The organism is Kitasatospora sp. NPDC004615 (genome assembly GCF_042873545.1).
GTDB lineage: Bacteria > Actinomycetota > Actinomycetes > Streptomycetales > Streptomycetaceae > Kitasatospora.
On sequence record NZ_JBIALQ010000004.1, the window covers coordinates 14,315 to 36,548 of the forward strand.

The 22,234-nt window shown below is 72.7% G+C and carries 17 protein-coding genes, 1 CRISPR repeat array and 1 riboswitch (1 of these 19 only partly in view); of the genes, 10 read left to right on the forward strand and 7 right to left on the reverse strand.

All coding sequences use genetic code 11. From position 1 onward, the window contains the following. Positions 1–155: 155 nt before the first annotated feature. Positions 156–626 carry a hypothetical protein gene (locus tag ACFYS8_RS14950; RefSeq protein ID WP_387640780.1) on the forward strand — a complete coding sequence of 157 codons (471 nt, stop codon included), beginning with the start codon at positions 156–158 and terminating at the stop codon, positions 624–626. Next, a complete protein-coding gene (locus ACFYS8_RS14955) occupies positions 619–2,220 on the forward strand; it encodes a multicopper oxidase family protein (protein WP_387640782.1) in 1,602 nt (533 codons plus the stop codon). The genes ACFYS8_RS14950 and ACFYS8_RS14955 overlap by 8 nt, the downstream gene beginning before the upstream one ends. 34 nt (positions 2,221–2,254) lie before the next feature. On the opposite strand, the gene ACFYS8_RS14960 is transcribed toward ACFYS8_RS14955, so the two are convergent. Beyond that, positions 2,255–3,316: a TolB family protein gene (locus ACFYS8_RS14960; RefSeq protein WP_387640785.1), complete on the reverse strand. Its 1,062-nt coding sequence runs from the start codon at positions 3,314–3,316 to the stop codon at positions 2,255–2,257. Positions 3,317–3,551: 235 nt separating this feature from the next. Here ACFYS8_RS14960 and ACFYS8_RS14965 point away from each other — a divergent pair, with 235 nt between their 5' ends. Then, positions 3,552–4,304: a TetR/AcrR family transcriptional regulator gene (locus ACFYS8_RS14965; RefSeq protein ID WP_387640787.1), complete on the forward strand. Its 753-nt coding sequence runs from the start codon at positions 3,552–3,554 to the stop codon at positions 4,302–4,304. Further along, complete coding sequence (locus tag ACFYS8_RS14970; RefSeq protein WP_387640789.1) at positions 4,301–5,668, forward strand: carotenoid oxygenase family protein; 1,368 nt, start codon at positions 4,301–4,303, stop codon at positions 5,666–5,668. The genes ACFYS8_RS14965 and ACFYS8_RS14970 overlap by 4 nt, the downstream gene beginning before the upstream one ends. Here ACFYS8_RS14970 and ACFYS8_RS14975 read toward each other — a convergent pair. Then, positions 5,657–6,928 carry a response regulator gene (locus tag ACFYS8_RS14975; RefSeq protein WP_387640791.1) on the reverse strand — a complete coding sequence of 424 codons (1,272 nt, stop codon included), beginning with the start codon at positions 6,926–6,928 and terminating at the stop codon, positions 5,657–5,659. The two genes, ACFYS8_RS14970 and ACFYS8_RS14975, sit on opposite strands and share 12 nt — an antisense overlap. Positions 6,929–7,337: 409 nt before the next feature. Next, the gene (locus tag ACFYS8_RS14980; RefSeq protein WP_387640794.1) at positions 7,338–8,009 is read right to left on the reverse strand and encodes an SMI1/KNR4 family protein; all 672 of its coding nucleotides are present in this window, start codon (positions 8,007–8,009) and stop codon (positions 7,338–7,340) included. A 185-nt stretch (positions 8,010–8,194) separates the two neighbouring features. Between ACFYS8_RS14980 and ACFYS8_RS14985 the strand changes: the two genes are divergently transcribed. Further along, entirely contained in the window at positions 8,195–8,842 is a 648-nt protein-coding gene (locus ACFYS8_RS14985) for a CAP family protein (protein ID WP_387640797.1), read from the forward strand. A gap of 414 nt (positions 8,843–9,256) precedes the next feature. On the opposite strand, the gene metE is transcribed toward ACFYS8_RS14985, so the two are convergent. Both metE and cobF read right to left on the reverse strand, forming a co-directional pair. Further along, positions 9,257–11,563: a 5-methyltetrahydropteroyltriglutamate--homocysteine S-methyltransferase gene (gene metE / locus ACFYS8_RS14990; RefSeq protein WP_387640799.1), complete on the reverse strand. Its 2,307-nt coding sequence runs from the start codon at positions 11,561–11,563 to the stop codon at positions 9,257–9,259. Positions 11,564–11,711: 148 nt separating this feature from the next. Then, positions 11,712–11,934, reverse strand: a riboswitch (cobalamin riboswitch). Between the two features lie 62 nt (positions 11,935–11,996). Continuing rightward, a complete protein-coding gene (cobF, locus tag ACFYS8_RS14995) occupies positions 11,997–12,758 on the reverse strand; it encodes a precorrin-6A synthase (deacetylating) (protein ID WP_387640801.1) in 762 nt (253 codons plus the stop codon). 281 nt (positions 12,759–13,039) lie between these two features. Between cobF and ACFYS8_RS15000 the strand changes: the two genes are divergently transcribed. After that, a complete protein-coding gene (locus tag ACFYS8_RS15000) occupies positions 13,040–14,248 on the forward strand; it encodes a hypothetical protein (RefSeq protein ID WP_387640803.1) in 1,209 nt (402 codons plus the stop codon). 407 nt (positions 14,249–14,655) lie between these two features. On the opposite strand, the gene ACFYS8_RS15005 is transcribed toward ACFYS8_RS15000, so the two are convergent. After that, complete coding sequence (locus ACFYS8_RS15005) at positions 14,656–15,876, reverse strand: MFS transporter (protein WP_387640804.1); 1,221 nt, start codon at positions 15,874–15,876, stop codon at positions 14,656–14,658. 94 nt (positions 15,877–15,970) lie between these two features. Between ACFYS8_RS15005 and ACFYS8_RS15010 the strand changes: the two genes are divergently transcribed. Both ACFYS8_RS15010 and ACFYS8_RS15015 read left to right on the forward strand, forming a co-directional pair. Then, positions 15,971–16,642, forward strand: a complete 672-nt coding sequence (locus ACFYS8_RS15010; protein WP_387640807.1) for a hypothetical protein — start codon at positions 15,971–15,973, stop codon at positions 16,640–16,642. Positions 16,643–16,807: 165 nt separating this feature from the next. After that, positions 16,808–18,022 (forward strand): C40 family peptidase, encoded by a 1,215-nt coding sequence (locus tag ACFYS8_RS15015; protein WP_387640809.1) that lies wholly within the window; start codon positions 16,808–16,810, stop codon positions 18,020–18,022. A 12-nt stretch (positions 18,023–18,034) separates the two neighbouring features. On the opposite strand, the gene ACFYS8_RS15020 is transcribed toward ACFYS8_RS15015, so the two are convergent. Next, positions 18,035–18,703, reverse strand: coding sequence for a DUF4232 domain-containing protein (locus tag ACFYS8_RS15020; protein ID WP_387640812.1), 669 nt, complete (start codon positions 18,701–18,703; stop codon positions 18,035–18,037). Positions 18,704–19,059: 356 nt separating this feature from the next. Here ACFYS8_RS15020 and hcp point away from each other — a divergent pair, with 356 nt between their 5' ends. Both hcp and ACFYS8_RS15030 read left to right on the forward strand, forming a co-directional pair. Further along, positions 19,060–20,736: a hydroxylamine reductase gene (gene hcp / locus ACFYS8_RS15025; RefSeq protein ID WP_387640815.1), complete on the forward strand. Its 1,677-nt coding sequence runs from the start codon at positions 19,060–19,062 to the stop codon at positions 20,734–20,736. Further along, positions 20,733–21,758, forward strand: a complete 1,026-nt coding sequence (locus ACFYS8_RS15030; protein WP_387640817.1) for a 2Fe-2S iron-sulfur cluster-binding protein — start codon at positions 20,733–20,735, stop codon at positions 21,756–21,758. The genes hcp and ACFYS8_RS15030 overlap by 4 nt, the downstream gene beginning before the upstream one ends. Positions 21,759–21,973: 215 nt before the next feature. Further along, positions 21,974–22,234: a CRISPR direct-repeat array (repeat unit 29 nt; unit sequence GGAGCAACCCCCGCGAGCGCGGGGACGAC) (it continues 1,415 nt past the right edge of the window).

The window sequence follows — 22,234 nt, forward strand, 5'->3', positions numbered from 1 at the left end:
CGCCCCCCGTGTTGCTGCAACGGGTCATCGCCGTCCATGCCGGGAACGGCATAACCCCATAGCAATATTGATCTTAGACGGGATAGCCGCGGGGACATAGCGTCGAGGAGGTGCAAGTTCCGTACCCCGTACCAGGATTGAGGGAGTGCCCCGTCATGGCTGTGTCAGCCGTCCCCGAACCCGCCGAGCCCGCCGAACCGGCCGACCGCGCCGACCGCGCCGGCCGTGCCGGCCGGACCGGTCCCGCCGGGCAGGTGCTGCGCGTGCTGGCCGCCGTGCACATGGTGGCCGTGTACGGGCAGCCGGTGTTCGCCGGCGTCTACCTCAGTGGCTCGTACGACGGTCTGGGCTGGCACCTGGCCGGGGCCAACGCCGTTACCAGCCTCGGCTATGCGCAGCTGATCGCGGCCATGGTGTTCTGGTACCGCCGCCGGGTCGGCTGGCCGCTGACCGGCACCGCGCTGGTGGTGATCGCCGAGACGGTCCAGTACTTCGCCGGGATCGACGGCGCGCTGTGGCTGCACCTGCCGCTCGGTGTGGCCACCATCGCCGGCCTCACCGTCCTCACCGTCGGCCTGCTGCGCGCCCCGCTGCCCGGCCGGGCGCCGGAGGTGTCCGGTGAGTGAGCGCCAACTCATGGTCAGCAGGCGGCGGTTGCTCGCACTGGGCGGCGCGTTCGGGTTGCTGACGGCGGGCGGCCTGGCCTCGGCCGCGGCGCTCGCGCACCGGCCCGCCGGGACGGGCGGGCTGCTGCGCAGCGGGATCGAGCTGCCGCCCGCGTTCCAAGTGCCGCTGCCCAGGCCGCAGGTGCTGGCGCCGGTGTCCACCAGCGGGGGCGTCGACCGGTACGAGATCACCCAGCGGGAGGCCGTCGCCGAGATCCTGCCCGGCGTGCGCACCCCGGTGTGGACGTACGGCGGCAGCTTCCCGGGCCCGACCATCGAGGCCCGCCGCGGCCGCCCCACCGTGGTCACGCACCGCAACGAACTGCCCGTCCCCACCGTGGTCCACCTGCACGGGGGACGTACTCCCGCCGAGTTCGACGGCTACCCCACCGACCTTGTGCTGCCCGAGAGTTGGCCCGAGAGCGGCGGCCACGGGGGACATGGCGGTCATGGTGGCGGGATGGCGGACCCGCGGGCCGTGCAGAGCCGCGTCGTGCGCGAGTACACCTTCCCCAACGAGCAGCGCGCCACCATGCTCTGGTACCACGACCACCGGATGGACTACACCGCCCCCGCGATCTGGCGCGGACTGGCGGGGCTGCACATCATCCGCGAGGACAGCGAGAAGGCGCTCGAACTCCCGGACGGCGAGCGTGAGTTGCCGCTGGTGATCACCGACCGGGCGTTCGCCGCCGACGGCAGCCTGGTGTACCCGTCGCTGGACCCGGCGCTGCGCGACCGCCCCGGGGTGCAAGAGCCGTACATGGCAGGGGTGTTGGGCGATGTGGTCCTGGTCAACGGCGCGCCGTGGCCGGTGCACGAGGTGGCGGCGGTACGGCACCGGCTGCGCGTGCTCAACGGCTCCAACGCCCGCCACTACGAGCTGGAGGCGGTCGACCAGGACGGGCGGGCGCTGGAGTTGGTGCAGATCGGCGCCGACCAGGGCCTGCTGGCCGCGCCCGTGACGCACCGCCGACTGCCGCTCGCGCCGGCCGAACGGTACGACCTGCTGGTCGACTTCGGCCCGGTGCCGGTCGGCGGGACGGTCCGGCTGCTGAACCGCCTGGGCAGCGGCCGGACCCGGGAGGTGATGGCGTTCCGGGTGGTCCGGGCGCAGCGGGAGGACACCCGGGTGCCGCAGGCGCTGGCCACCGACCTGCCGGAGTGGCGGCGCGAAGAGGCCGTCCGGACAAGGGAGTTCGCGTTCCGCGCCGGACGGATGGGCGAGGGCCACGGCTGGCTGATCGGCGGGCGCCCGTTCGACCCGGCGCGGGAGGACGTCGGCGTCCGGCTCGGCGACCTGGAGGTCTGGCGCCTGATCGCGGATGTCCACCACCCGATCCACCTGCACCTGGTCGGCTTCCGCATCCTGAGCCGGGGCGGCCGCGCGCCGCTGCCGCACGACGCCGGACTCAAGGACACCGTCTCGCTGCGGCCGGGCGAGGCCGCCGAGATCATCACCCGCTTCGACGGCTACCGTGGCCGGTACCTGTTCCACTGCCACAACGCGGAGCACGAGGACATGGGGATGATGGCGAACCTGGAGGTGCGGTGAGACGCCTGCGGGCAGCGGAGGGAGCCGGTGGGCGTCAGTTGGCGATGATCACGGGCGAGGAGGCGCCGGCCACCAGCAGGTGGGGTCGGCCGGTGCCGTCCGCCGGGACGGACCAGAGGTCGGTGCCGTGGCCGCTCTTCGCGGGGAGGGCGTAGCCGAGCGTTCGGGCGTCCAGCCAGGTGGCGTGGTCGTTCACGGCGCGGGTCTCGGCCACGGGGTGGTCGTGCAGGTCGGCGAGGTCGAGGACGTAGAGGCGCCAGGGGTCGGCGGGGCCGGCGGAGACGCGCTTGCGGAAGGCGATCCGGGTGCCGTCGGGGGAGAGCGTCGGGCACTCGACGTTCTCCCGCAGGGTGTGTGCCGTCCAGGTCTTCAGATCGCCCTCGACCAGGTGGGTGTGGCCGTCGGCGGAGACGGTGGCGTAGAAGTGGTTGTCGTCGGCGGCGACGTTGACGCTCCAGTAGTTGAGGTCGGTGGCGTGGGAGGGGACGCCGTCGACGGTCAGCGGGATGTCCTCGACGGACTTGGCCAGGTAGCCGGAGCGCAGGTCGAGGACCGAGGTGCGGCTGGCGTAGCCGGCGGTGGCGTGGGTGCCCCGGGTGACGGTCGTCCAGGACAGCACGTGCCCGGACGGGGAGACCCGGGCCCGGTTCGGGACGCCGGGGAGGACGAGGGTGTGCAGCCGGTGGAAGTGCCGGTCGTAGATCACCGCTTCCGTGCAGGCGGGCCGGCCGGGCTTGATGCGCAGGCACAGGGCGCGGTCGCCCGCGGCGTAGAAGCGTTCGCAGGACGGGCCGCCGACCGTCGCCGGGCCGTCGCCGCCGCGCGGGGTGCGGGCGATCCGGCCGGAGGCGGCGTCGCGGTAGTAGAGGCCGGGTTCGTCGAGGGTGAAGGTGGCGTCGGCGGGGACGATCCGGTGCGGGCCGTCGCGGTGGCAGGTGTGCAGGGCGAACCCGAGTGCGGCGCCGAGCGTCGTGACCACGACCACCACCAGGACCACCAGGCGGGCCGCGGCCGTCGGCCGCTCCGTCAAGTCCGGTGCGGAGCCGGTGTCTTGGGTGGCGTCGAATACGTCCCCTGGTGTGGTCTCGGTCGTCATGAGGGTTTCCCTTCGGGCGGGATGCGCCGGCCGGCGGTGAGGGGATGCGGCCCTACACCATGGGTGGGCCGCGCCGAGCCGTTTCCTTCGGAGATTAGGTGAAAGGAAAGTTTCCTACCAGTAAGTCCGGATAAGTCGCCACCGCGAACTGCCGTACGGGAAAGGCAGGCTGACGACGCAACGGATTGTCGGAAAGTGTGGGTAACGCTGTTACCGGCGGGCTACGGTGTTACCCGTGAACACGCCCTACCAGGACGCCCAACGCATCGGCCAGAGTGCCGTGCGGACCGCGATCCTCGACCACGCCATCGACCTCCTGGTCACCGAGGGGCCCGCCGCGCTGACGATGCGCCGGATCGCCACCGGCATCGGTGCCTCGACCAAGGTCCTGTACACCATGTTCGGCGGGAAGGAGGGCCTGGCCGACGCGCTCTACCGCGAGGGGTTCGCCCGGCTGAGCCGCGCTCAGCAGCAAGTCCCGCGCGCCGCCGACCCGTTGACCGTATTGAACGACCTCGGAGCCGCTTACCGCGCGCACGCCCTCGCCGAACCCGCCTACTACCGGGTGATGTTCGAGCAGGCGGTGCCCGGCTACCGGCCCGGACCGGAGGCGCTGGCCGACGCCGACCACGCCTTCGACGCCTCCGTCGCGGCCGTCCGGGACTGCATCGACGCCGGCGTCTTCGCGCCCGGCGACGCGCACGAGATCTCCAAGCTCCTCTGGGCGGCCGCCCACGGCGCGGTGAGCCTCGAACTCGCCGGCCACTTCCCGCCGGAGAGCGCCGCCCACCGCTTCGACGCACTGATGGCGGCGGTGGGCCGGGCGTTCCTCGCCGAACCGCACGGACGGTTTCCGAGCGACCCGAACGGACCTTCCGCCGTCGAAGACTCCCCCGCCCAACCGCACGGACAAGGACAGCCGGCATACGGACCTTCCGCCGTCGAAGACTCCCCCGCCCAACCGCACGGACAAGGACAGCCGGCATGACGATCAACCGCTATCTGACGGGCAGCTTCGCCCCGGTCACCGAAGAGATCACCGCCCACGACCTGCCCGTCACCGGCCGCATCCCGGCCCACCTGAACGGCCGCTACCTGCGCAACGGCCCCAACGCGCTGGGCATCGAGGACCCCGCCGCGCACATCTGGACCCTCGGCCCGGGCATGGTGCACGGCGTCCGGATCCGCGACGGCCGCGCCGAGTGGTACCGCAACCGCTGGGTGCGCTCGGCCGCCGTCGCCGACCACCTCGGCGAACCGCGCCGCGGCACCCCCGTCGACCCCCGGCTGGACTTCGCGCCCAACGTCCAGGTCGCCGGGCTGGACGGCCGCACCTTCGCGCTGATCGAAGGCGGCATCCGCCCCTACGAACTCGGCTACGAACTCGACACCTTGGGCCCCTGCGACCTCGGCGCCACCCCCGAGGGCTACAACGCCAACGCGCACTCCGTCTACGACCCGCACACCCGGGAACTGCACTCGCTCGCATTCCGGTACGGCAGCGAGCACGTCCAGCACATCGTGATGGACCACCACGGCACCGTCCGCCGCACCACGCTGATCCACACCCCAGGCAACCCGTACATGCACGACTTCGCGCTCACCGAGCACCACGTCGTCCTGTTCGACGCCCCCGTGGTGTTCAGCCCCGCCCACCTGCCCACCGGCGTGCCGTTCACCTGGGACGACACCCACCAGGCCCGCGTCGGCATCATGCCGCGCAGCGGCGGGCCGGTGCGCTGGTTCGACGTCGCTCCCTGCCTAGTCGGCCACACCCTCAACGCGTACGAGGACGGCAGCGAGGTGGTGATCGACGTGGTCCGCCACCCCGAGGGCTTCACCATCCGCGACTTCGGCCGCAGCCGCCCCACCCTCGACCGGTGGCGGATCGACCTGGCGGCAGGCAGGATCCGCGAGGAGCGACTGGACGACCGCACCCAGGAGTTCCCGCGCGTCGACCCCCGCCGGGTCGGCCGCCCGCACCGCTACGGATACGCTGCCGCGGCCGAACTGTACGCCGCACCCACCGGCCCCGACGACCCGCGCCCCAACGAGGGGTTCAGCAGCGCCCTGCTCAAGCACGACCTGCTGCGCGGCACAGTCGAGGCCCACGAGTTCGGCCGGTTCGGCGCCGTCGGCGAGGGCGTGTTCGTCCCCGCCGAATCACCCACCGCCGAGGACGACGGCTACCTCATGGCGTACGCGCACGACCCCGAACGCGGCGCGGCCGACCTGGTCATCCTCGCCGCGCAGGACTTCGCGGGCGAACCCGTCGCCCGCATCCACCTGCCCGTCCGGGTGCCGCTCGGCCTGCACGGCAACTGGGTGCCTGACGGATCATCAACTCGCTGACGGCGCACCGGCCTTCGGGATCACGGCGGTGGTGCTCGCGATGGTGTGCCGGGTCGGCGCGGGGAGCGTGGCGTGGCGGCGGCGCTCACGGTGCAGCTCGACGTGCACGGCGACCTTCGCGCGCAGCGCCCACGGATCGACCGGCTTCGGGATGAAGTCGACCGCGCCCGCCGCGTAACCGCGCATCGAATGGTCCGGATCCGTGCCGATCGCGGTGACGAAAATGATCGGGATGTCGCGGGTCCGGGCCCGGCGCTTGATGGCCGCGGCGGTCTCGTAGCCGTCCATCCCCGGCATCTGCACATCCAACAGGATCACCGCGAACTCGTCCGGCTCCAGCAGCGCCCGCAACGCGTCCGGGCCGGACGCGGCCCGCACCAGCCGGTGGCCGTGCGGCCCCAGGACGGCCTCCAGCACCATCAGGTTGTCCGGCCGGTCGTCCACCAGCAGCACCTTCGGCGGCGGACCCTCCTCCAGCGGGCACGCCGGCTGCAGGGGGATGTCCGCGAGGCCCTGCTGCTGCTCCACCAGGGCGAGTTGACGCTCGAACAGGTCGCACCGGGTCTCCGCGCAGGCCGCCCGCTCCCGGGCGCGGGCCAGCTCCTCGGCCAGCCGCTCCACCTCCTGGGCCAGCGCGTCGCGCTCGGCGAGCAGGTCGGCGCGGTCGGGCGTCACGGGTGGTTCGGTGTGCTCCTGCGGCGCGGACGGCTCGGGGCGGTCCGGCGGTGCGGGCAGCAGGGGCCGGGACTCCAGGCGGACCAGCCGGGCGTCCAGATCGGCGATGGTCTGCCGGGTGTCGTCCAGCGCGTGGTCCAGCTGCTCCTCGCGCGCCCCCGCCCGGCGGGCCTCCCGGTCCGCCGCCTGCAACTGGCCCTCCAACTGCTGCACCGCCCGGCCGATCGACGCCGCCGTCTTCAGCGCCGCCACATGCCTGCGGCGCAGCCCCTCCAGGGCAGGCGGGTCGAGCCGGGTTCCGCAGTCCTCGTCGAGATGGTGCAGCAACTCCTCGACGAACTGCCACGGCGCGATCCGCGACCCCGCCAAGTACCGGGACAGCGTGCCCGGGTTGAGATAGCACCGGGTGGCGTACCGGCGCACCGAGATACCGAGCTCCAGGAACAGCTCCCGCAACGTCTCCGCGAACTCCCGGCACTCCCTGTTCAGTTCACGATCCAGCGGCAGGAGCCCGCCGTCCCGGACAGGCCCCGCCATCACGCTCCACACCCCCGTCGGCCGTTCGTCGATCCGCCGGGTCGCCATGTACGCCGCACCCGAATCCTCCACCCGTACCCGCCGGCCCGTCACGGGCCGGTCGCGCCAACCCCGGCCGCCGCTGCGCCGGGGTGGACAGCAGCATGCCGGATCGTGAGGGTGTTGCGCGCCCCGCAACACGCGGACGCGCCGGACCGGCAACAGGACTGGTGTCCCGTAATTTTGAGGCGATGTCAGATTGACGAGCCGTCAACCAGCTGTCGGCTTCACCGCTTTCCGCGCCCCGCGTGTTCATCCGTACGGGCGAGGGCGGAGAGCCTGCGAGGCCGTTCACGTGAGCGGCGCGGCTCCGCCCGAACCCGCACTGCCTCGATCAACGCCCGCTCCGCACCGCCCTTCCCGAGCCCCGGAATGTACGTCACCCGCAAACACCCCAGTGCGCCCAGGGTGCCCTTGATCACTGAGCCGCCGACTCGCACCGCTCGAGCCACTCGAGGTACCAGGTGCCAAAGGTGTGGCGGTTTCCCGCCGCGTCGACGTACGGCTCGAAGGGCGGGTTGATGTCCTGCTCCCGGTCGCGGAGTTCCCCGCGATGCGGGCCGACGACGATGAGCCAGCCGGATGCCCCGCACCCGTCGTTGCTGAGGTGGATCGCACCCCGCCCGCGCTCCCGGTACCGGCGTTCGCCGCCGGCCTCACCGAAGGCCCTGCGGAAGTCCGAGCCGTCGTCTGCGCCTCGGGGCGTGGGCTCGTATCCGGCGGCTCGAAGGATTTCCGCCTGGCGGGTCGGCCAGTCCTCGGTCTCGACGAACGGCCCGCTGGAGTCCAGCAGCCAGCGCAAGTTCTCGTCGTCGTCCCAGACCCACCCCCACCTGCCGTCGACTCGGCGCAACGAGGTGAGCTCGAACCACGGACCTGGGCCGTTCACCCCGACCTCGGCCAGGAACGAGCGGTAGTCGGCAGGGAGTTCGACACCGCACTGCGCCTCGACCTCCGCGATCTCGTCGGGAGTCAGGACGGGTTCGAACGTCGGATGCCGAGAGGGCGCGAGGCCACGCGCACGCCGATCCGCCTCCTCCACGGCGATGACCCGCTCCCGGACTGACGACCAGTCGATCTGGCTGTTCATGGCACTCCTACTCGACGACGGGCGGACTGTAGCGCCCGCCACCGACACACTGGGCGGACGTACCGAGGCTGTAACAACGATTGCGCAGGTCCGCGTGCGCGCCGCACCGTCGGCCGGGTGTCGTGCCCTGGGGGAGGTGAGGGCGTTAAGCAGGGCAGTTGGCTCAGCGTGAGTAGGAGGACTCCTTGATTGCACCTCAGGTCCGCAGGGTTGCCCTGGCGGCGGCTGCGGCGGCCGTGGCGATGATGACGGTGATGCAGCCCGCGACGGCTGCCGGTCCGGTGCGGCGTGCGTTCGCGGACCGGACGGACAACGGGTTCCAGAGCGACTGCCTCACGGCCATCAACGCGTACCGGGCCAAGCACCAGGCACCTCCGCTCGCAATCGATCCGGAGATCGTGGAGTACGCCAAGTCCCGCGCACAGAAGATCTCCGAGCCGGGCGGCTTCCAGCACGACGGTCTGGCCCGTGCGTACGGCGAGACCCTCAGCTGGAGCTCGTTCGCCGGCGACAACCCCGAAGGCGGCTACACGCCGGACGGTTGCAAGGACGCGGTGGACTCCTGGTACGCGGGGGCCGCGTCCTACGACTACAGCAAGCCCGGTTTCTCCCGCGAGACCGGCAACTTCACCCAGCTGGTGTGGAAGTCCACCACGAAGATCGGCTGCGCCCGGGTGGGCGGCCGGCGCGACGGCGGCCCCGACAAGGACGGTTACTTCTGGTTCGACACGTACATCGCGTGCGACTTCGCACCGCGCGGGAACTCCGCGGCGGATCCGAAGGACCCGGGCAAGTCGTACCGGGAGAACGTCCTGCCGGTGGTGAGGTCGTAGGGCCGTCGTCAGAGCTGAATTCCGGCCGAGAACCAGGGCGGTGTTCAGCCGTCCCGCAGGATGCGGTGGGCGATCGGCGGGTGCACGCGCAGCAGCGCCGGCAGGGCGCGGGAGGCGCCACCGCGACGACGGGGCGGCCACGTTCGATGCCCCGGACGATCGTGGCGGCGGCCTCGGCGGCCGACAGCTTGCGGACCGCGCCCTCCCGGTCCGCCGTCATCGCCGTGTCGACCAGGGCAACACCACCTCCTGCACCCGCACGGACGGCGTGTCGGCCTGCACCTGGTAGCGCAGCGACTGCACCAGCGTGTGCACGGCGGCTGTGGGAGCTGTGGGAGCTGTCGGAGCGGCTGACCGGCGTCCGGTTCGACGTCTGAACCACCAGGGCCGTCAGCGCGTCAGTCCGACAGGCCGTCAGCCTGACAGCTCCGCGCGGAGGGTGTGGGCGGCGGCGACCAGGCTGTGGAGCGCGGCGCGGGTCTCGGGCCAACCGCGGGTCTTCAGGCCGCAGTCGGGGTTGACCCACAGGCGCTCGGCGGGGACGGCGGTGAGCGCCAGGCGCAGCAGCAGGACGGTCTCGGCGGGGAACGGAACGCGCGGCGAGTGGATGTCCCACACGCCCGGGCCGACCTCGGCCGACCAGTCGGCGGCGGCCAGCTCGTGGGCGACCTGCATGTGCGAGCGGGCCGCCTCCAGGGAGATCACGTCCGCGTCCAACTCGCCGATGGCGCCCAGGATTTCGCCGAACTCGGCGTAGCACATGTGGGTGTGGATCTGGGTGTCGGAGCGCACCGGCGAGGTGGCCAGCCGGAACGCCCCGGTCGCCCAGTCCAGGTACCCGGGCCACCCGGCCCGGCGCAGTGGCAGCGTCTCGCGCAGCGCCGGCTCGTCCACCTGGATCACCGCCGCGCCCGCCGCCTCCAGGTCGGCGACCTCGTCGCGCAGCGCCAGCGCGACCTGCCGGGCGGTGTCGGCGAGCGGCTGGTCGTCGCGGACGAACGACCAGGCCAGCATGGTGACCGGTCCGGTCAGCATGCCCTTGACCGGGCGGTCCGTCAGGTTCTGTGCGAACGCGTACCAGTCGACGGTCATCGGGGACGGGCGGGAGATGTCACCGGCCAGCACCGGCGGCCGCACGTACCGGGTGCCGTAGGACTGCACCCAGCCGTGCCGGGTGGTCAGGTAGCCGGTGAGCTGCTCGGCGAAGTACTGCACCATGTCGCTGCGTTCGGGTTCGCCGTGCACGAGCACGTCCAGGCCGGCCTGTTCCTGGCAGGCGATCACCTCGCGGATCTCGTCGGCCATCCGCGCGTGGTAGTCCGCCTCCTCCAGCAGTCCGGCGTTCAACTCGGCGCGGGCGGTGCGCAGTTCGTCGGTCTGCGGGAACGAGCCGATGGTGGTGGTGGGCAGCGGCGGCAACTGGAGCCGGGCCCGCTGGGCGGCGGCGCGGACGGGGTACGGGTCGGCGCGGCGGGTGTCGGCGTCGGTGACGGCGGCGGCGCGGGCCCGGACGGCCGGGTCGCGGGTGATCGGGGATGCCGCGCGGGACGCCAAGTCGGCCCGGTTGGCGGCGAGTTGGGAGACAATGGCGGAGGTCCCCTCGCGCAGGGCGCGGGCCAGCAGGGCCGTCTCGGCGGCCTTCTGCCGGGCGAACGCCAGCCAGCGGCCGATCTGCTGGTCCAGGTCGCGCTCGGCGACCACGTCCAGTGGGACGTGCAGCAGCGAGCAGGACGGGGCGACGTCCACCCGGTCGGCGAGGCCGAGCAGGGTGGCGAGGGTGGCCAGCGATTTCTCCAGGTCGTTGATCCACACGTTGCGGCCGTCCACCACGCCCGCGACCAGCCGCTTGCCAGGCAGGCCGCCGACCGCGGCGAGATCGGCGAGGTTGCCGGCGGCCGGTCCGGTGAAGTCCAGCGCCAGACCCTCGACCGGGGATTCGGCAAGTACCGGCAGGGCCTCGCCGAGGCGGTCGAAGTACGAGGCGACCAGCAGTTTCGGACGGTCCGTCAGCGTGCCGAGGTCGCGGAACGCGCGGGCGGCGGCGTCCAGTTCGGCCGGGGTGCGGTCCTGGACGAGCGCCGGTTCGTCCAGTTGGGCCCATCCGGCGCCGGCGGCCCGCAGGTCGGCCAGCAGTTCGGCGTATACCGGCAGCAGCCGGTCCAGCAGGGTGAGCGGCTCGAAACCGTTCGGGGTTCCGGGCGCGGCCTTGGCGAGCAGCAGGTAGCTGACCGGGCCGAGCAGCACCGGGCGGGCCCGGTAGCCCTGGCCGAGTGCCTCGCGGAGCTCGCCGACCTGCTTGGCGGAGTTCGCGACGAACACCGTGTCCGGCCCCAACTCCGGTACCAGATAGTGGTAGTTGGTGTCGAACCACTTGGTCATTTCGAGCGGCGCGAGTTCCTGGGTGCCGCGCGCCATGGCGAAGTAGCCGGCGAGCGGGTCGGCGTCCACCGCGGCCCGGTGCCGGGGCGGGATCGCACCGACGGCGACGGTGGTGTCCAGCACGTGGTCGTACAGCGAGAAGTCGCCGGTGGGGACTTCGGTGATGCCGGCGCCGGCCAGTTGACGCCAGTTGGCACAGCGCAGTTCGGCGGCGGCGGCGAGCAGCGCGTCAGCGGTGACGTTGCCCTTCCAGTAGCCCTCGACGGCCTTCTTCAGTTCCCGGTCGGCGCCCTGACGGGGGTAGCCGTGGACAGTTGCCGCGGCTGTGGACCTCGTGGTCAAGGGGACTCTCCTTCGCGAGCCTCGAACCTGGGTCCGACGACACCGCGGAAAGCGAAGGCCCGCGAGTCGTGCTGCGCTGTCAACTGCGCCTGCCCGAGCGATGGTTGGCCGACCCGCCCACGAGGTCACCGGAGGGCCGGGAGCGAGCGGTCGCACCCGGGCAACGGGCAGGTCTTCGGACTCGTGGGCCCCGCCCGGGCCGACGCCCGGACACCTACTGGCCGTCGCTTCCCGGGCCCGTCCGGACCCAGTGCGTATGACGGCGGTCGTTCCCACTCACCGCTGCGGGGCAGTCCCGGATTCCCACCGGGTTCCCTCTTACGACGCGCCTGCCCAGAGGCAGTGCGCGAACCAGTTGCGCGATCAGTCTAGAACGAGGCGGACGGGTGGGGGAGTTGGGCTCCGCACCCGTCCGCTCGATGGGTGTGCGGGGTCAGTCCTCGGTGCGGCGCAGCAGGTAGCTGTCCATGATCCAGCCCTTGCGTTCGCGCGCCTGCTCGCGCAACTCCGCGATCCGGTCCGCCTGTTCGGCGAGCGGACCGGAGGCCAGGATCTCGTCCTCGGTGCCCAGGTAGGCGCCGTAGTGGATGTGCACACCCGCCGGGTCGATCTTGGTGAACGCGGCCTGCCCGTCCAGCATCACCACCGCGTCCTCCGAGCCCGGCCCGAAGCCCTCGGCGGCGAGGCGGCGCCCCGTGGTGATCCGCGCCGGCCGCGCGGTGCGGGTCAGGGTGGTGCGGTGGCGGGCGGCCAGGACCGAGATGCTGCTGATGCCGGGGATGACGGTGTACTCGAACTCGGTGCGGCCGCGCGCCAGGATCCGGTCCAGCACGGCGGTCACGCTGTCGTACAGCGCCGGGTCGCCCCAGACCAGCAGGGCACCGGTCTCGCCGTCCGCCAGCTCCTCCATCACCGCCTGCTCGACCAGATCGGCCCGCCGCTCCCGCCACTCCTCGACGGCCTCCCGGTACGCGGCCGTGCTCCGATCGCGCGCGGGGTCGATCAACTCGACCACCCGGTGCCCGGGCCGCCCGTGCTCGGCGATCATCTGTCGCCGCAACCGGATCAGGTCCTGGCGCTCCTCGGGCTTGTCCAGGAGCAGGAACGCATCCGTGCGGCCGATCGCCTTGACCGCCTCCAGAGTGAGGTGGTCGGGATCGCCCGCGCCGATGCCGATGACGAGAAGGGTACGCATGACGCCGATTCTGCCTGGTCCCTCCCGCGCAGCCGCAGGTGGGAGGCACGTTGGGGAACGGATGCTCCGTCAACCAGCTGCCGCCTTCGAACCCGGCCGGGTGTCGTCCTTCCGCGGGGGCCGATCCCCAGGGGCGCGGTGGACCAGGGCGGTGCAGGGGTGGGCGAACGGTTTTCGGCCCCGATCCGGCGGTAACGCCGCAGGTGGGACGCGGTCTGTTCACGGACCCGGCGGCCTGCCAGGCTCACCGCGCCGGACACCGACCAGGAGGGGCAACGGAGATGACAGGACTTCGGCAGACACTGACCAGATGGATCGCGGTGATGGCCGTCCTGCTGGGCGCCGTCACGCTTGTGAGCGCGCCGACGGCGCAGGCCGCTCCGGCAGTGGCGCAGGGAGCGACGACCACCATCTGCGGGTACACCCCCGTCCCCGCAGGCTGGGTGATCACCAGCGAGAACTGGGCCGGGTGCAGCGGCTACGGGCTGTTCACCATCACGGAGTTGGGCGACGCCACCACCATCCAGGCCTGCTCCAACTCGCCCGTCCCCGACCACTGGGTGATCACGGCGATGCAGACCGGCCCGACCTGCGGCAGCAGTTACCCGCTGTACTCGCTGCTGAAGGTCACCACCCAGACCACGCTCCAGGACTGCGCCCAGTCCGCGATCCTCCCCGGCTGGGTGATCACCGCGGTCCAGACCGTCTCGCCCGCCTGCGGCACCTACGGGACGTACACCGTGACGCTGATCCCGCCCACGGCGACCTCGTACCAGGCCTGCGCGATGTCGCCGATCCAGGACGGCTGGGTGATCACCTCCTCGCAGAACGGCGCCGGCTGCGGCAACTACCCGCAGTACTCCCTGCTGAAGGTCACCACCCAGACCACGCTCCAGGACTGCGGCCAGTCCGCGATCCTCCCCGGCTGGGTGATCACCGCGATCCAGCCCAACTCGCCCGCCTGCGGCACCTACGGGACGTACACGGTGACGCTGGTGACCACCCAGACCTCGCTCCAGGTGTGCTCCAACTCCCGCATCCCCGACGGCTGGGTGATCACCACGATGCAGAGCGGCGCCGGCTGCGGCAGCTACCCCGGGTACTCGCTGGTCAAGGTCGCCGACCAGACGACGCTCCAGGTCTGCGGCCAGTCCGCGATCCCGTCCGGGTATGTCATCACCCAGGTGCAGAGCAACAATTCGGCCTGCGGCACCTACAACGTCAACACCCTGACGAAGGTCACCACCCAGACCAGCCTGACCGTCTGCGGACAGTCGCCGATCCCCGCCGGCTGGGTGATCACCCAGGCGTTCGGCAACTCCGGACTGTGCGGGGTCTACACCGTGTACACGCTGACGAAGGTCACCACCCAGACCAGCATGGTGGTCTGCGGCCCGTCCCCGATCCCGGCCGGCTGGGTGGTCAGCAACCAGGTCAACGGCTCCCAGTGCGGGACGTACACCGTGCTGCTCATCACCAAGACCTCCTGACCCTCCGCCCCGCGCGCCGGGCTCTCACCTGCGGGGCCGGCGCGCGGGCTCCAGGGTTCCCACAAGTGGGCATGAGTGGAACGGCTCCGGCTCGCCGGAGTGAACGGGACGGGCGGGCCCGGGTCCTGGCACGCGGCCGGCGGACGGCTGGTGCTGACGTCCGCGCATGTGGTCGTCGACCGTGTGGAGCCACTGTTCGCCTGCGCCGAGGGGTTGGTGGTGCGGCGGGGGCTGTGCCGGCGCGGGTGGTGACGGTGGTCAGTGGCAGGTCGGAGCCTGCTGGTGGTTGTCCGGCGGGGCCGCTGCCGCGGAAGCGGGTCGGCGAGCGTCTTGAGGGTTTCCCGGAGGCGGTTCACTGACGGGGCGTCGGGCGGGTAGCGCCGCCGCCACCGCCCGTCCCCGACCGCTCATCGTCTGGCGTCCTCGTCGCGGTGATTCCGTAGTACCGCGGGCGGGCGGACGTCGCGGCGCAGCAGGTAGATGCCGGAGGCCGCTGCCAGGGCGGCCATGCAGGCGGCGAAGACCAGGCCGGCGTGGGTGAGGCCGAGCGGGCCGCTGAGCAGGCCGATGCCGATCACCGGTACCGAGATGCCGAAGTACGCCACCACGAACAGCGCCGACAGCACCCCGCCGCGCTCCTCGGCGGGGGCCGCGTCCGCCACTTCGCCGACGGCTCCGCGCAGCCCCATGCCCTGGCCGGTGCCGCCCACCAGCGCGGCCAGGACGAGTGGCGTCAGGGTGTCGGTGGCGAGGGACAGGGCGAGCAGGCCGAGTCCGGCGATCAGCACCAGGCAGCCCAGCGGGATCGCCCGGGCCGCGCCGAGTCGGGGCACCAGCAGCTGGCCGCCGGTGGACGCGAAGAACGCCAGGCAGACGATCGCGCCGACCGCGGCGTGGTTGTGCACGTCCAGGTTCTCGGCGAGGAACGCCGGGCTGACCGAGGTGAACACCCCGAGCAACGAGAACCCGGCGAACGCGGCGATCCCGGCCGGCACGAACACCCCGCGCACCTGCGGCGGCAGACTCGGCCGGCGCGGGCGCGCCGCACGCAGCGGTTCGGCGTCCGGCACCGTCTCGGGCAGCGACCAGGTGACGGCGAACGAGGCGGCCAGCAGCGCCAGATGGACCAGGTACGGCAGCGTCAGCGGGTGGGAGGTGTACTCGGCGAGCAGCCCGGACAGCAGCGGGCCGAGGCCGAGGCCGCCCATGTTCGCGGCGGTGGCCACGAACCCGGCGCGGGCCCGGCGGCCGGGCGGGGCGAGTTCCAGCACGTACGCGGTGGCGGTGCCGGTGAACAGGCCCGCCGACAGTCCGGACAGCAGCCGGCCCAGGAAGAGCAGCGGCAGACCCCCCTCCGCCAGGAACGCCACCGCGGCCGCCGCCGCGCAGCCGAGCCCGACCAGCAGCACCGGGCGCCGCCCCACCGCGTCCGAGACGTTGCCGACCAGCAGCAGCACGCCGATCACCCCGAGCGCGTAGACGGCGAACACCACCGTCACCATCAGCTCGGAGAAGCCGATCTGCTCCTGGTACAGCCCGTACAGCGGCGTGGGCAGCGTGGTGCCCGCCATGCAGACGGCGAACGCGCCCGCCGCCCCCAGGTACCCCGAACGCTGACGACCGGTCATGCGCCCCACGTAACCACGGGCCCGCCGCCCCCGCTCCCGGGCGGAGCGAAGGCGCAGGTCAGGGGTGTCGGTGACGCACTGTTGAATGGGCGCCATGACTGTTCGTGAACTGGTGTCCGTGCTGCCCGAACCCGCTGTGCTGCGCGACCGCTGCCGGGCGATCGCCATGCTCGACGTGATCCTCGACGGGTACGGCCTCATGCACACGTTCGTGCCCGGCTGGCGGGAGGGCGTGGATCTGGCGCGGATGGAGAACGGCGGGGGCGACCTGTACGCGATCGTGTTCGACCCGGCCGGGGTGTTCCTCTACGGCTTCGACCACGAGAGCGACGCGACGCCGTGGCGGGAGGAGGACCGCGCGCACTGGCCCGGGCTGCTCGACGGGCTGCCCGCTTCGCTCGCCCGCTACGCGAAGGAGCCGGAGTTCCAGTTCGAGGGGTTCTTCGACGCCTCGGTGTGCGCGTGGCGCGAGGCCGGTGACAGCGCCTGGCGGTGCGGGCCGGTGGAGTTCGGCCCCCACGAGTCGGACGGCGGCGGCTGGCTGTTCGACCTCGTCGTGGACGGGAGCCCGGACGCCTTCGTGGGTTTCGCCGAGGACTACTACGAGCGGTCCGTCGATCGGGACGCGGTGGCAGCCGTCCTGGCGGGCGCCCCGCTGACCCGGGCCGTCGTCGCGTCGCTCCGGGCCTCGGCGGACTTCGACATCGTCGCCGGGCAGGCCCGCAAGCTGGGTTGGGCCGTCGTGGGGGAGGCTGCCGCCGGGTGAGTGAGACTCGGGGATCCGGGGCCCGGCCTGCGGGGGAGTGGGTGGGGCGGGTGGCAGAGTGGCCGGGTTCCGATCATCCGATGGATGTGCGGCGGCCGGTGGGTTCAGGGGGCCCGACCGGTCAGTGGCGCGTCCGGTGCAGTTGAACGAGGGCGGTGGACTTTCATGTCCCGTGGCACCTCCCGGTCCTGGCGAGCGACAGTGCTGGCGCTGGTCGTGGCGCTGCTGCTGACGATCGCCGCACCCGCGGTCGCCGAGCCGCTGCCCGTTCCGGACAACGAGACCGTCCAGGAGTCGGCCGACGGCGAGACGGCGGGCGAGCAGGCCGGCGAGGAGGCCGGCGAGGAGGCCGGCCAGTCGGTGGGGGAGGAGGTGGCCGATGGCGAGGCAGCGGGGGAGGAAGTGGCCGGTCAGCCGGCCGGGGCGGCGCTCGACCAGTTGGGCAAGGACCTCGCCGAGGTCCGGCACGAGGCCGAGACGGCGGAGCAGCGTTCCACCGCGGCAGGCGTCCAACTCGAGCGCAGGAAGAAGGAGTCGGCGGACGCGGCGGCCGAGGCCGACCACCAGCGGGCCAGGGTCGAGGAGGCGGAGACGCAGGCCGCGCGACTGGTCGCCGAGCAGTACCGCAACGGTGCGCTCGGGTCGCTCGGCCCGCTGGCCCGGCTGTTCCTCTCCGAACGGGCCGAGGATTTCCTCGGCCACCAGCACCAGGCGTTCGAACGGTCCCACAGCGCCGCCGACGTGCTGAACGAGGTGCGCGAGGCCCGCGGACGGCTGGTGCTGGCCGCCGAGCAGGCACGGCAGGCCGAGGAGGCGGCGGCCGCCGCCGCGCAGGACTCCCAGCAGGCCGTGGAGCAGGCCCGCACCGCCGCCGCCCGGACCGCCCAGCTGCTCGACTCCACCCCCGCCGACCAGCTCGAACTGCTGGAGCAGCTGGACTACGACCGCGCCGACGAGTCCCGTCAGCAGATGCTCGCCGCGGGGGTGTTCGGCCCCGGCGGCAGCGCGTCCGAGGCCGGCCGCAAGGCCATCACCTTCGCGCTCGGCCAGCGCGGCAAGCCGTACCTGTGGGGCGGCACCGGCCCCGATGCGTTCGACTGCTCCGGCCTCACCTCGCAGGCCTGGCTGGCGGCCGGCGTCCCCGTCCCGCGCACCAGCCAGGAGCAGTGGGCGGCGCTGCACCGGATCCCGCTGCGCGACCTGCGGCCCGGCGACCTGATCATCTACCAGAACGACGCCAGCCACGTCGCGCTCTACGTGGGCGGCGGCACCGTCGTGCACGCCCCGCATCCGGGGACGGTGATCAAGCTCGCGCCCATCACCATGCTCCCCATCCTCGGCGCGGTCCGTCCGGACCCTGAGTCCTCGTCCGCGTCCTGACCGGCTGCGGGCTCAGCGGGTGGCGGTGACCGGACGGACCTGGGTGTCCGGCTGGGTGGTGGTGCGGTGGTCCTGCGGGTTGGCGCCCTCCCAGTGGACGGTGAGGCTGCCGGTGTCGTTCGGCGGGGTCAGCACCATCGAGGTGACCTTGAACTCGGACTGGCCGCGCTGCCCGCGACCCCGGTACGGCAGGTAGTCGATCAGCACGTACGCCGTACCGCCGGGCGGCAGCGTCACCTGCCGGGCCTGCGTCGAACGGGAGCGCGGCAGGCTCCAGGTCGTCCCGTCGCTCACCAGGTCGACGCCCGGGAAGCCCTGCATCGTGCAGGTGGCGCCGCTGCGGTTGGCCAGCTCGATCCGCTCCACCGCGGGCCGGTCCGCGGCCGACACCACCGAGCCCGCCGCCACCGTCGCCCGCAGGTCCGCCGCCGTGCACGGGCGCGTCCCCTTCGTGGCGGGCGTGCCGGGCGTGGCGGGCGTGCTGGGCGTGCTGGGCGTGCTGGGCGCGTTCGCCAGGACGGGCGACACCGGGAGTTCCGCCGAGACGGGCGCCACCGGGGCGGCGGGCCCGGCGGGCGCGGCCGGGGCGACGGGGCCGGACGGCCGGTCGTCGGCGCACGCGGCGAGGGACACACCCAGGGCCGCCACCACGGCGGCGACGGAGAGCTGACGGACACGCATGATCTGTTCCACCCGTGATCTCGGCGGCCCCGCAGCGGGGCCGCGCCGAAACTGATGGCCGATCACCACTCGAACCCACCCCCGGGACCGGCACGTCCCCCATGCTGGCCCCCGCCGATCAACAACGGATCAACAGCGATCGGACGCCCGGCCCGGGCAGAATCGAACGGCTGCCACCGGCCGGTCGCGGCAAGGGACTTGCGGCCCGGCCGAGCCCGCCGAGAGGGGCCGGACGGCCCGGGGCGCGGGGACGTACGGGACCTGCGGCGGCGCGGGCGGGGTTCGTAGCGTGGAGGCACGACCGTGCGTGGGGTCCGTCGGCCCCGGGGCGCGAGGCAAGAGTCCAGGAGGACCGCATGTTCTGCTACCAGTGCGAGCAGACCGACCGTACCGGGACGGTTCCCGGCTGCGCGGCCGCGATCGGCAACTGCGGCAAGGACGCCGCCACGTCCGATCTGCAGGATCTGCTGATCCACGCGGCGAAGGGCATCGCCCAGTACGCCGCGGAGGCTCGCACCCTCGGAGCGGCGGACGACGAGGCGTCGCGGTTCGTGCTGTACGCGATGTTCACCACGCTCACCAACGTGAACTTCAACCCGTCGCGGTTCGGCGCGCTGATTCAGCAGGCCGTCGCCCACCGCGAACGCGCCCGCGCCGCCTACGAGGAGGCCGCCCGCGCCGCCGGACAGGAACCGCGCGAACTCACCGGCCCCGCCGCCTGGCAGCCCGCCGACGACCCGGACACGCTGCTGCGGCAGGCCGCCGAGGTGGGCGTGGACGCCGGCCTGGCCCTGGTCGGACCGGACGTGGTCGGCCTGCGCGCGCTGCACCTGTACGCGCTGAAGGGCATCTGTGCGTACGCCTACCACGCGCACGTCCTCGGCAAGGAGAGCGCCGAGGTGTTCGGCGGCGTGGAGAGCGCCCTCGCCCACCTCGCGGGCGAACCCACCGACGTCGCCGACCTGGTGGAGCGCGCCGTCGGCCTGGGCCGGCTCAACCTGGCCACCATCGAACTGCTCGACGCCGCCAACACCGGCGCGTACGGCGCCCAGCAGCCCACCGCGGTGCGCACCACGCCCGTCGCGGGCAAGGCCATCCTGGTCAGCGGCCACGACCTGCACGACCTGGAGCAGCTGCTCAAGCAGACCGCCGACCAGGGCATCAACGTGTACACCCACGGCGAGATGCTGCCCGCGCACGCCTACCCGCTGCTGAAGGCATACCCGCACCTGGTCGGCAACTACGGCGGCGCCTGGCAGGACCAGCAGCGCGAGTTCGCCGCGTTCCCCGGCCCGATCCTGATGACTTCCAACTGCATCATCGAACCGCACGTCAGCTACCGGCGGCGGATCTTCACCACCGGCCCCGTCGGCTGGCCCGGCGTGCGCCACCTCGCCCAGGGCGACTTCGGCCCCGTCCTGCAAGCCGCCCGCGCACTGCCCGGCTTCCCCGCCTCGCCGGAGGAGGAGCCCGAGCGGATGCTCACCGTCGGCTTCGGCGCCGACGCCGTACTCGCCGTCGCCGACCGGGTCACCGCCGCCGTACGCAGCGGCGCCATCCGCCACTTCTTCGTGGTCGGCGGCTGCGACGGGCCCACCCCCGGACGCGACTACTACACCGACTTCGCGGTCGGCGCGCCCGCCGACAGCGTGGTACTCACCCTCGGCTGCGCCAAGTACCGCTTCAATGGGCACGACTTCGGCGACATCGACGGCATCCCGCGGCTGCTCGACCTCGGCCAGTGCAACGACACCCACTCGGCGATCCGGATCGCCGCCGCCCTCGCCGAGGCCTTCGACTGCGAGCTCAACGACCTGCCGCTGACCCTGGTCCTCTCCTGGACCGAGCAGAAGGCCGTCGCCGTACTGCTCGCCCTGCTCGCCCTCGGCATCCGCAACATCCACCTCGGCCCGACGCTGCCGGGCTTCCTCACCCCGAACCTGGTCGACGCGCTGGTCCAGCGCTTCGACCTGCGGCTGATCGGCGACCCGGCCGCAGACCTCGCCGCCGCGCTGGAACCGGCCGCAAAATGACTGACCGTCAGATTCCCGGCCACCAGGTGGTGTTGACCACCACCGACGGCGCCCGGCTGGAGCTGAGCTGCCCGCCCGGCGGCACCGTCCTGGAGGCGGCCGCCGAGGCCGGGGCCGCACTGCCCGCCTCCTGCAAGCAGGGCACCTGCGGCTCCTGCCACGCCACCGTCACCTCCGGCGAGTACGACCTCGGCCCGCACAGCGACCAGGCCCTCCCGCCCGACCAACTCGCCTGCGGCGGAGTCCTGTTGTGCCGCACCGTCCCGCGCGGGCCGCTCACCGCCGAACTCCCGTACCCGCAGTCGCGGATCCTGTACGGCGGCGTACCGGAACGGCTGGCCGAGGTGGCGTCGATCACCACCGTCGCCCGGGACACCGTCCGGCTCGAGGTCACCCTCACCGACAGCCCCGACTGCCAGTTCGACGCCGGCCAGTTCGTCGAACTCGAACTGCCCGGCACCGGCGTCAAACGCGCCTACTCGCTCGCCAACACCGGCAACTGGGAAGGCCGGATGGAGTTCTACATCCGGCTCCGCCCCGACGGCGCGTTCTCCGGCCCGCTCGCCGAACGCGTCCGCCCCGGCGACCCGCTGACGGTCCACGGCCCGCAAGGCGCCTTCGGCCTCCACGAGACCGGACTGCGCCCCCGCTGGCTGCTGGCCGGCGGCACCGGCCTCGCCCCGCTGCTCGCCATGGCCCGGCAGATGGCCGAGTGGCAGGACCCGCAGCCGGCCCGGCTGTTCCTCGGCGCCAACACGCCCGAGGAACTCTTCGGCGACGCCGAGCTCAAGGCGGTCGCCGCCGAACTGCCTGGCTTCCGCCACGAGTTCTGCGTCCGCGAGCCCGACCCCACCTGGACCGGCCCGGTCGGCACCCCCGCCGACCTGCTCGCCGCCGCCCTCGCCGAACACACCGGCCCCGCTCCCGACCTCTACGTCTGCGGCCCCCCACCCATGGTCGACGCGGTCCGCCGCGCCGCCCCCGACTGCCAGGTCTTCCACGAACGCTTCCTGGCCACCTGACGGAGCCATTGCCGTCGGCTGTTTCCGGGCGGACGTCCTGGTCCTGGGCGTTGCTCAAAGGGCCGTCTCGGTAGGGGCCTTGTGCCCGGACAGGTTCGAGGGTGAAGTGATGTTGGGTGGCCCATCGGATTCATCAGGTGGGCCACCCAATGCAGGTTGTCGTCATGGCGGTGATCTTGAATCCGCCGGATCCTGCGGCGGGGTAAAGGACTCCGAGAGCAACCCCCGTGACCGCGGGGACGACGTCGAGCACGAGCGCCTGGTCCACCTGCGGGTGGAGCAACCCCCGCGAGCGCGGGGACGACCACTCGGTGACGTCCTTGTCGGCCTTCGACCGGGAGCAACCCCCGCGAGCGCGGGGACGACCAGCTACCTGCGTACACGACCGTCGCGGTGGCGGAGCAACCCCCGCGAGCGCGGGGACGACCACCTGGCCGCCGACGACGTTGACGAGGCCCTGGAGCAACCCCCGCGAG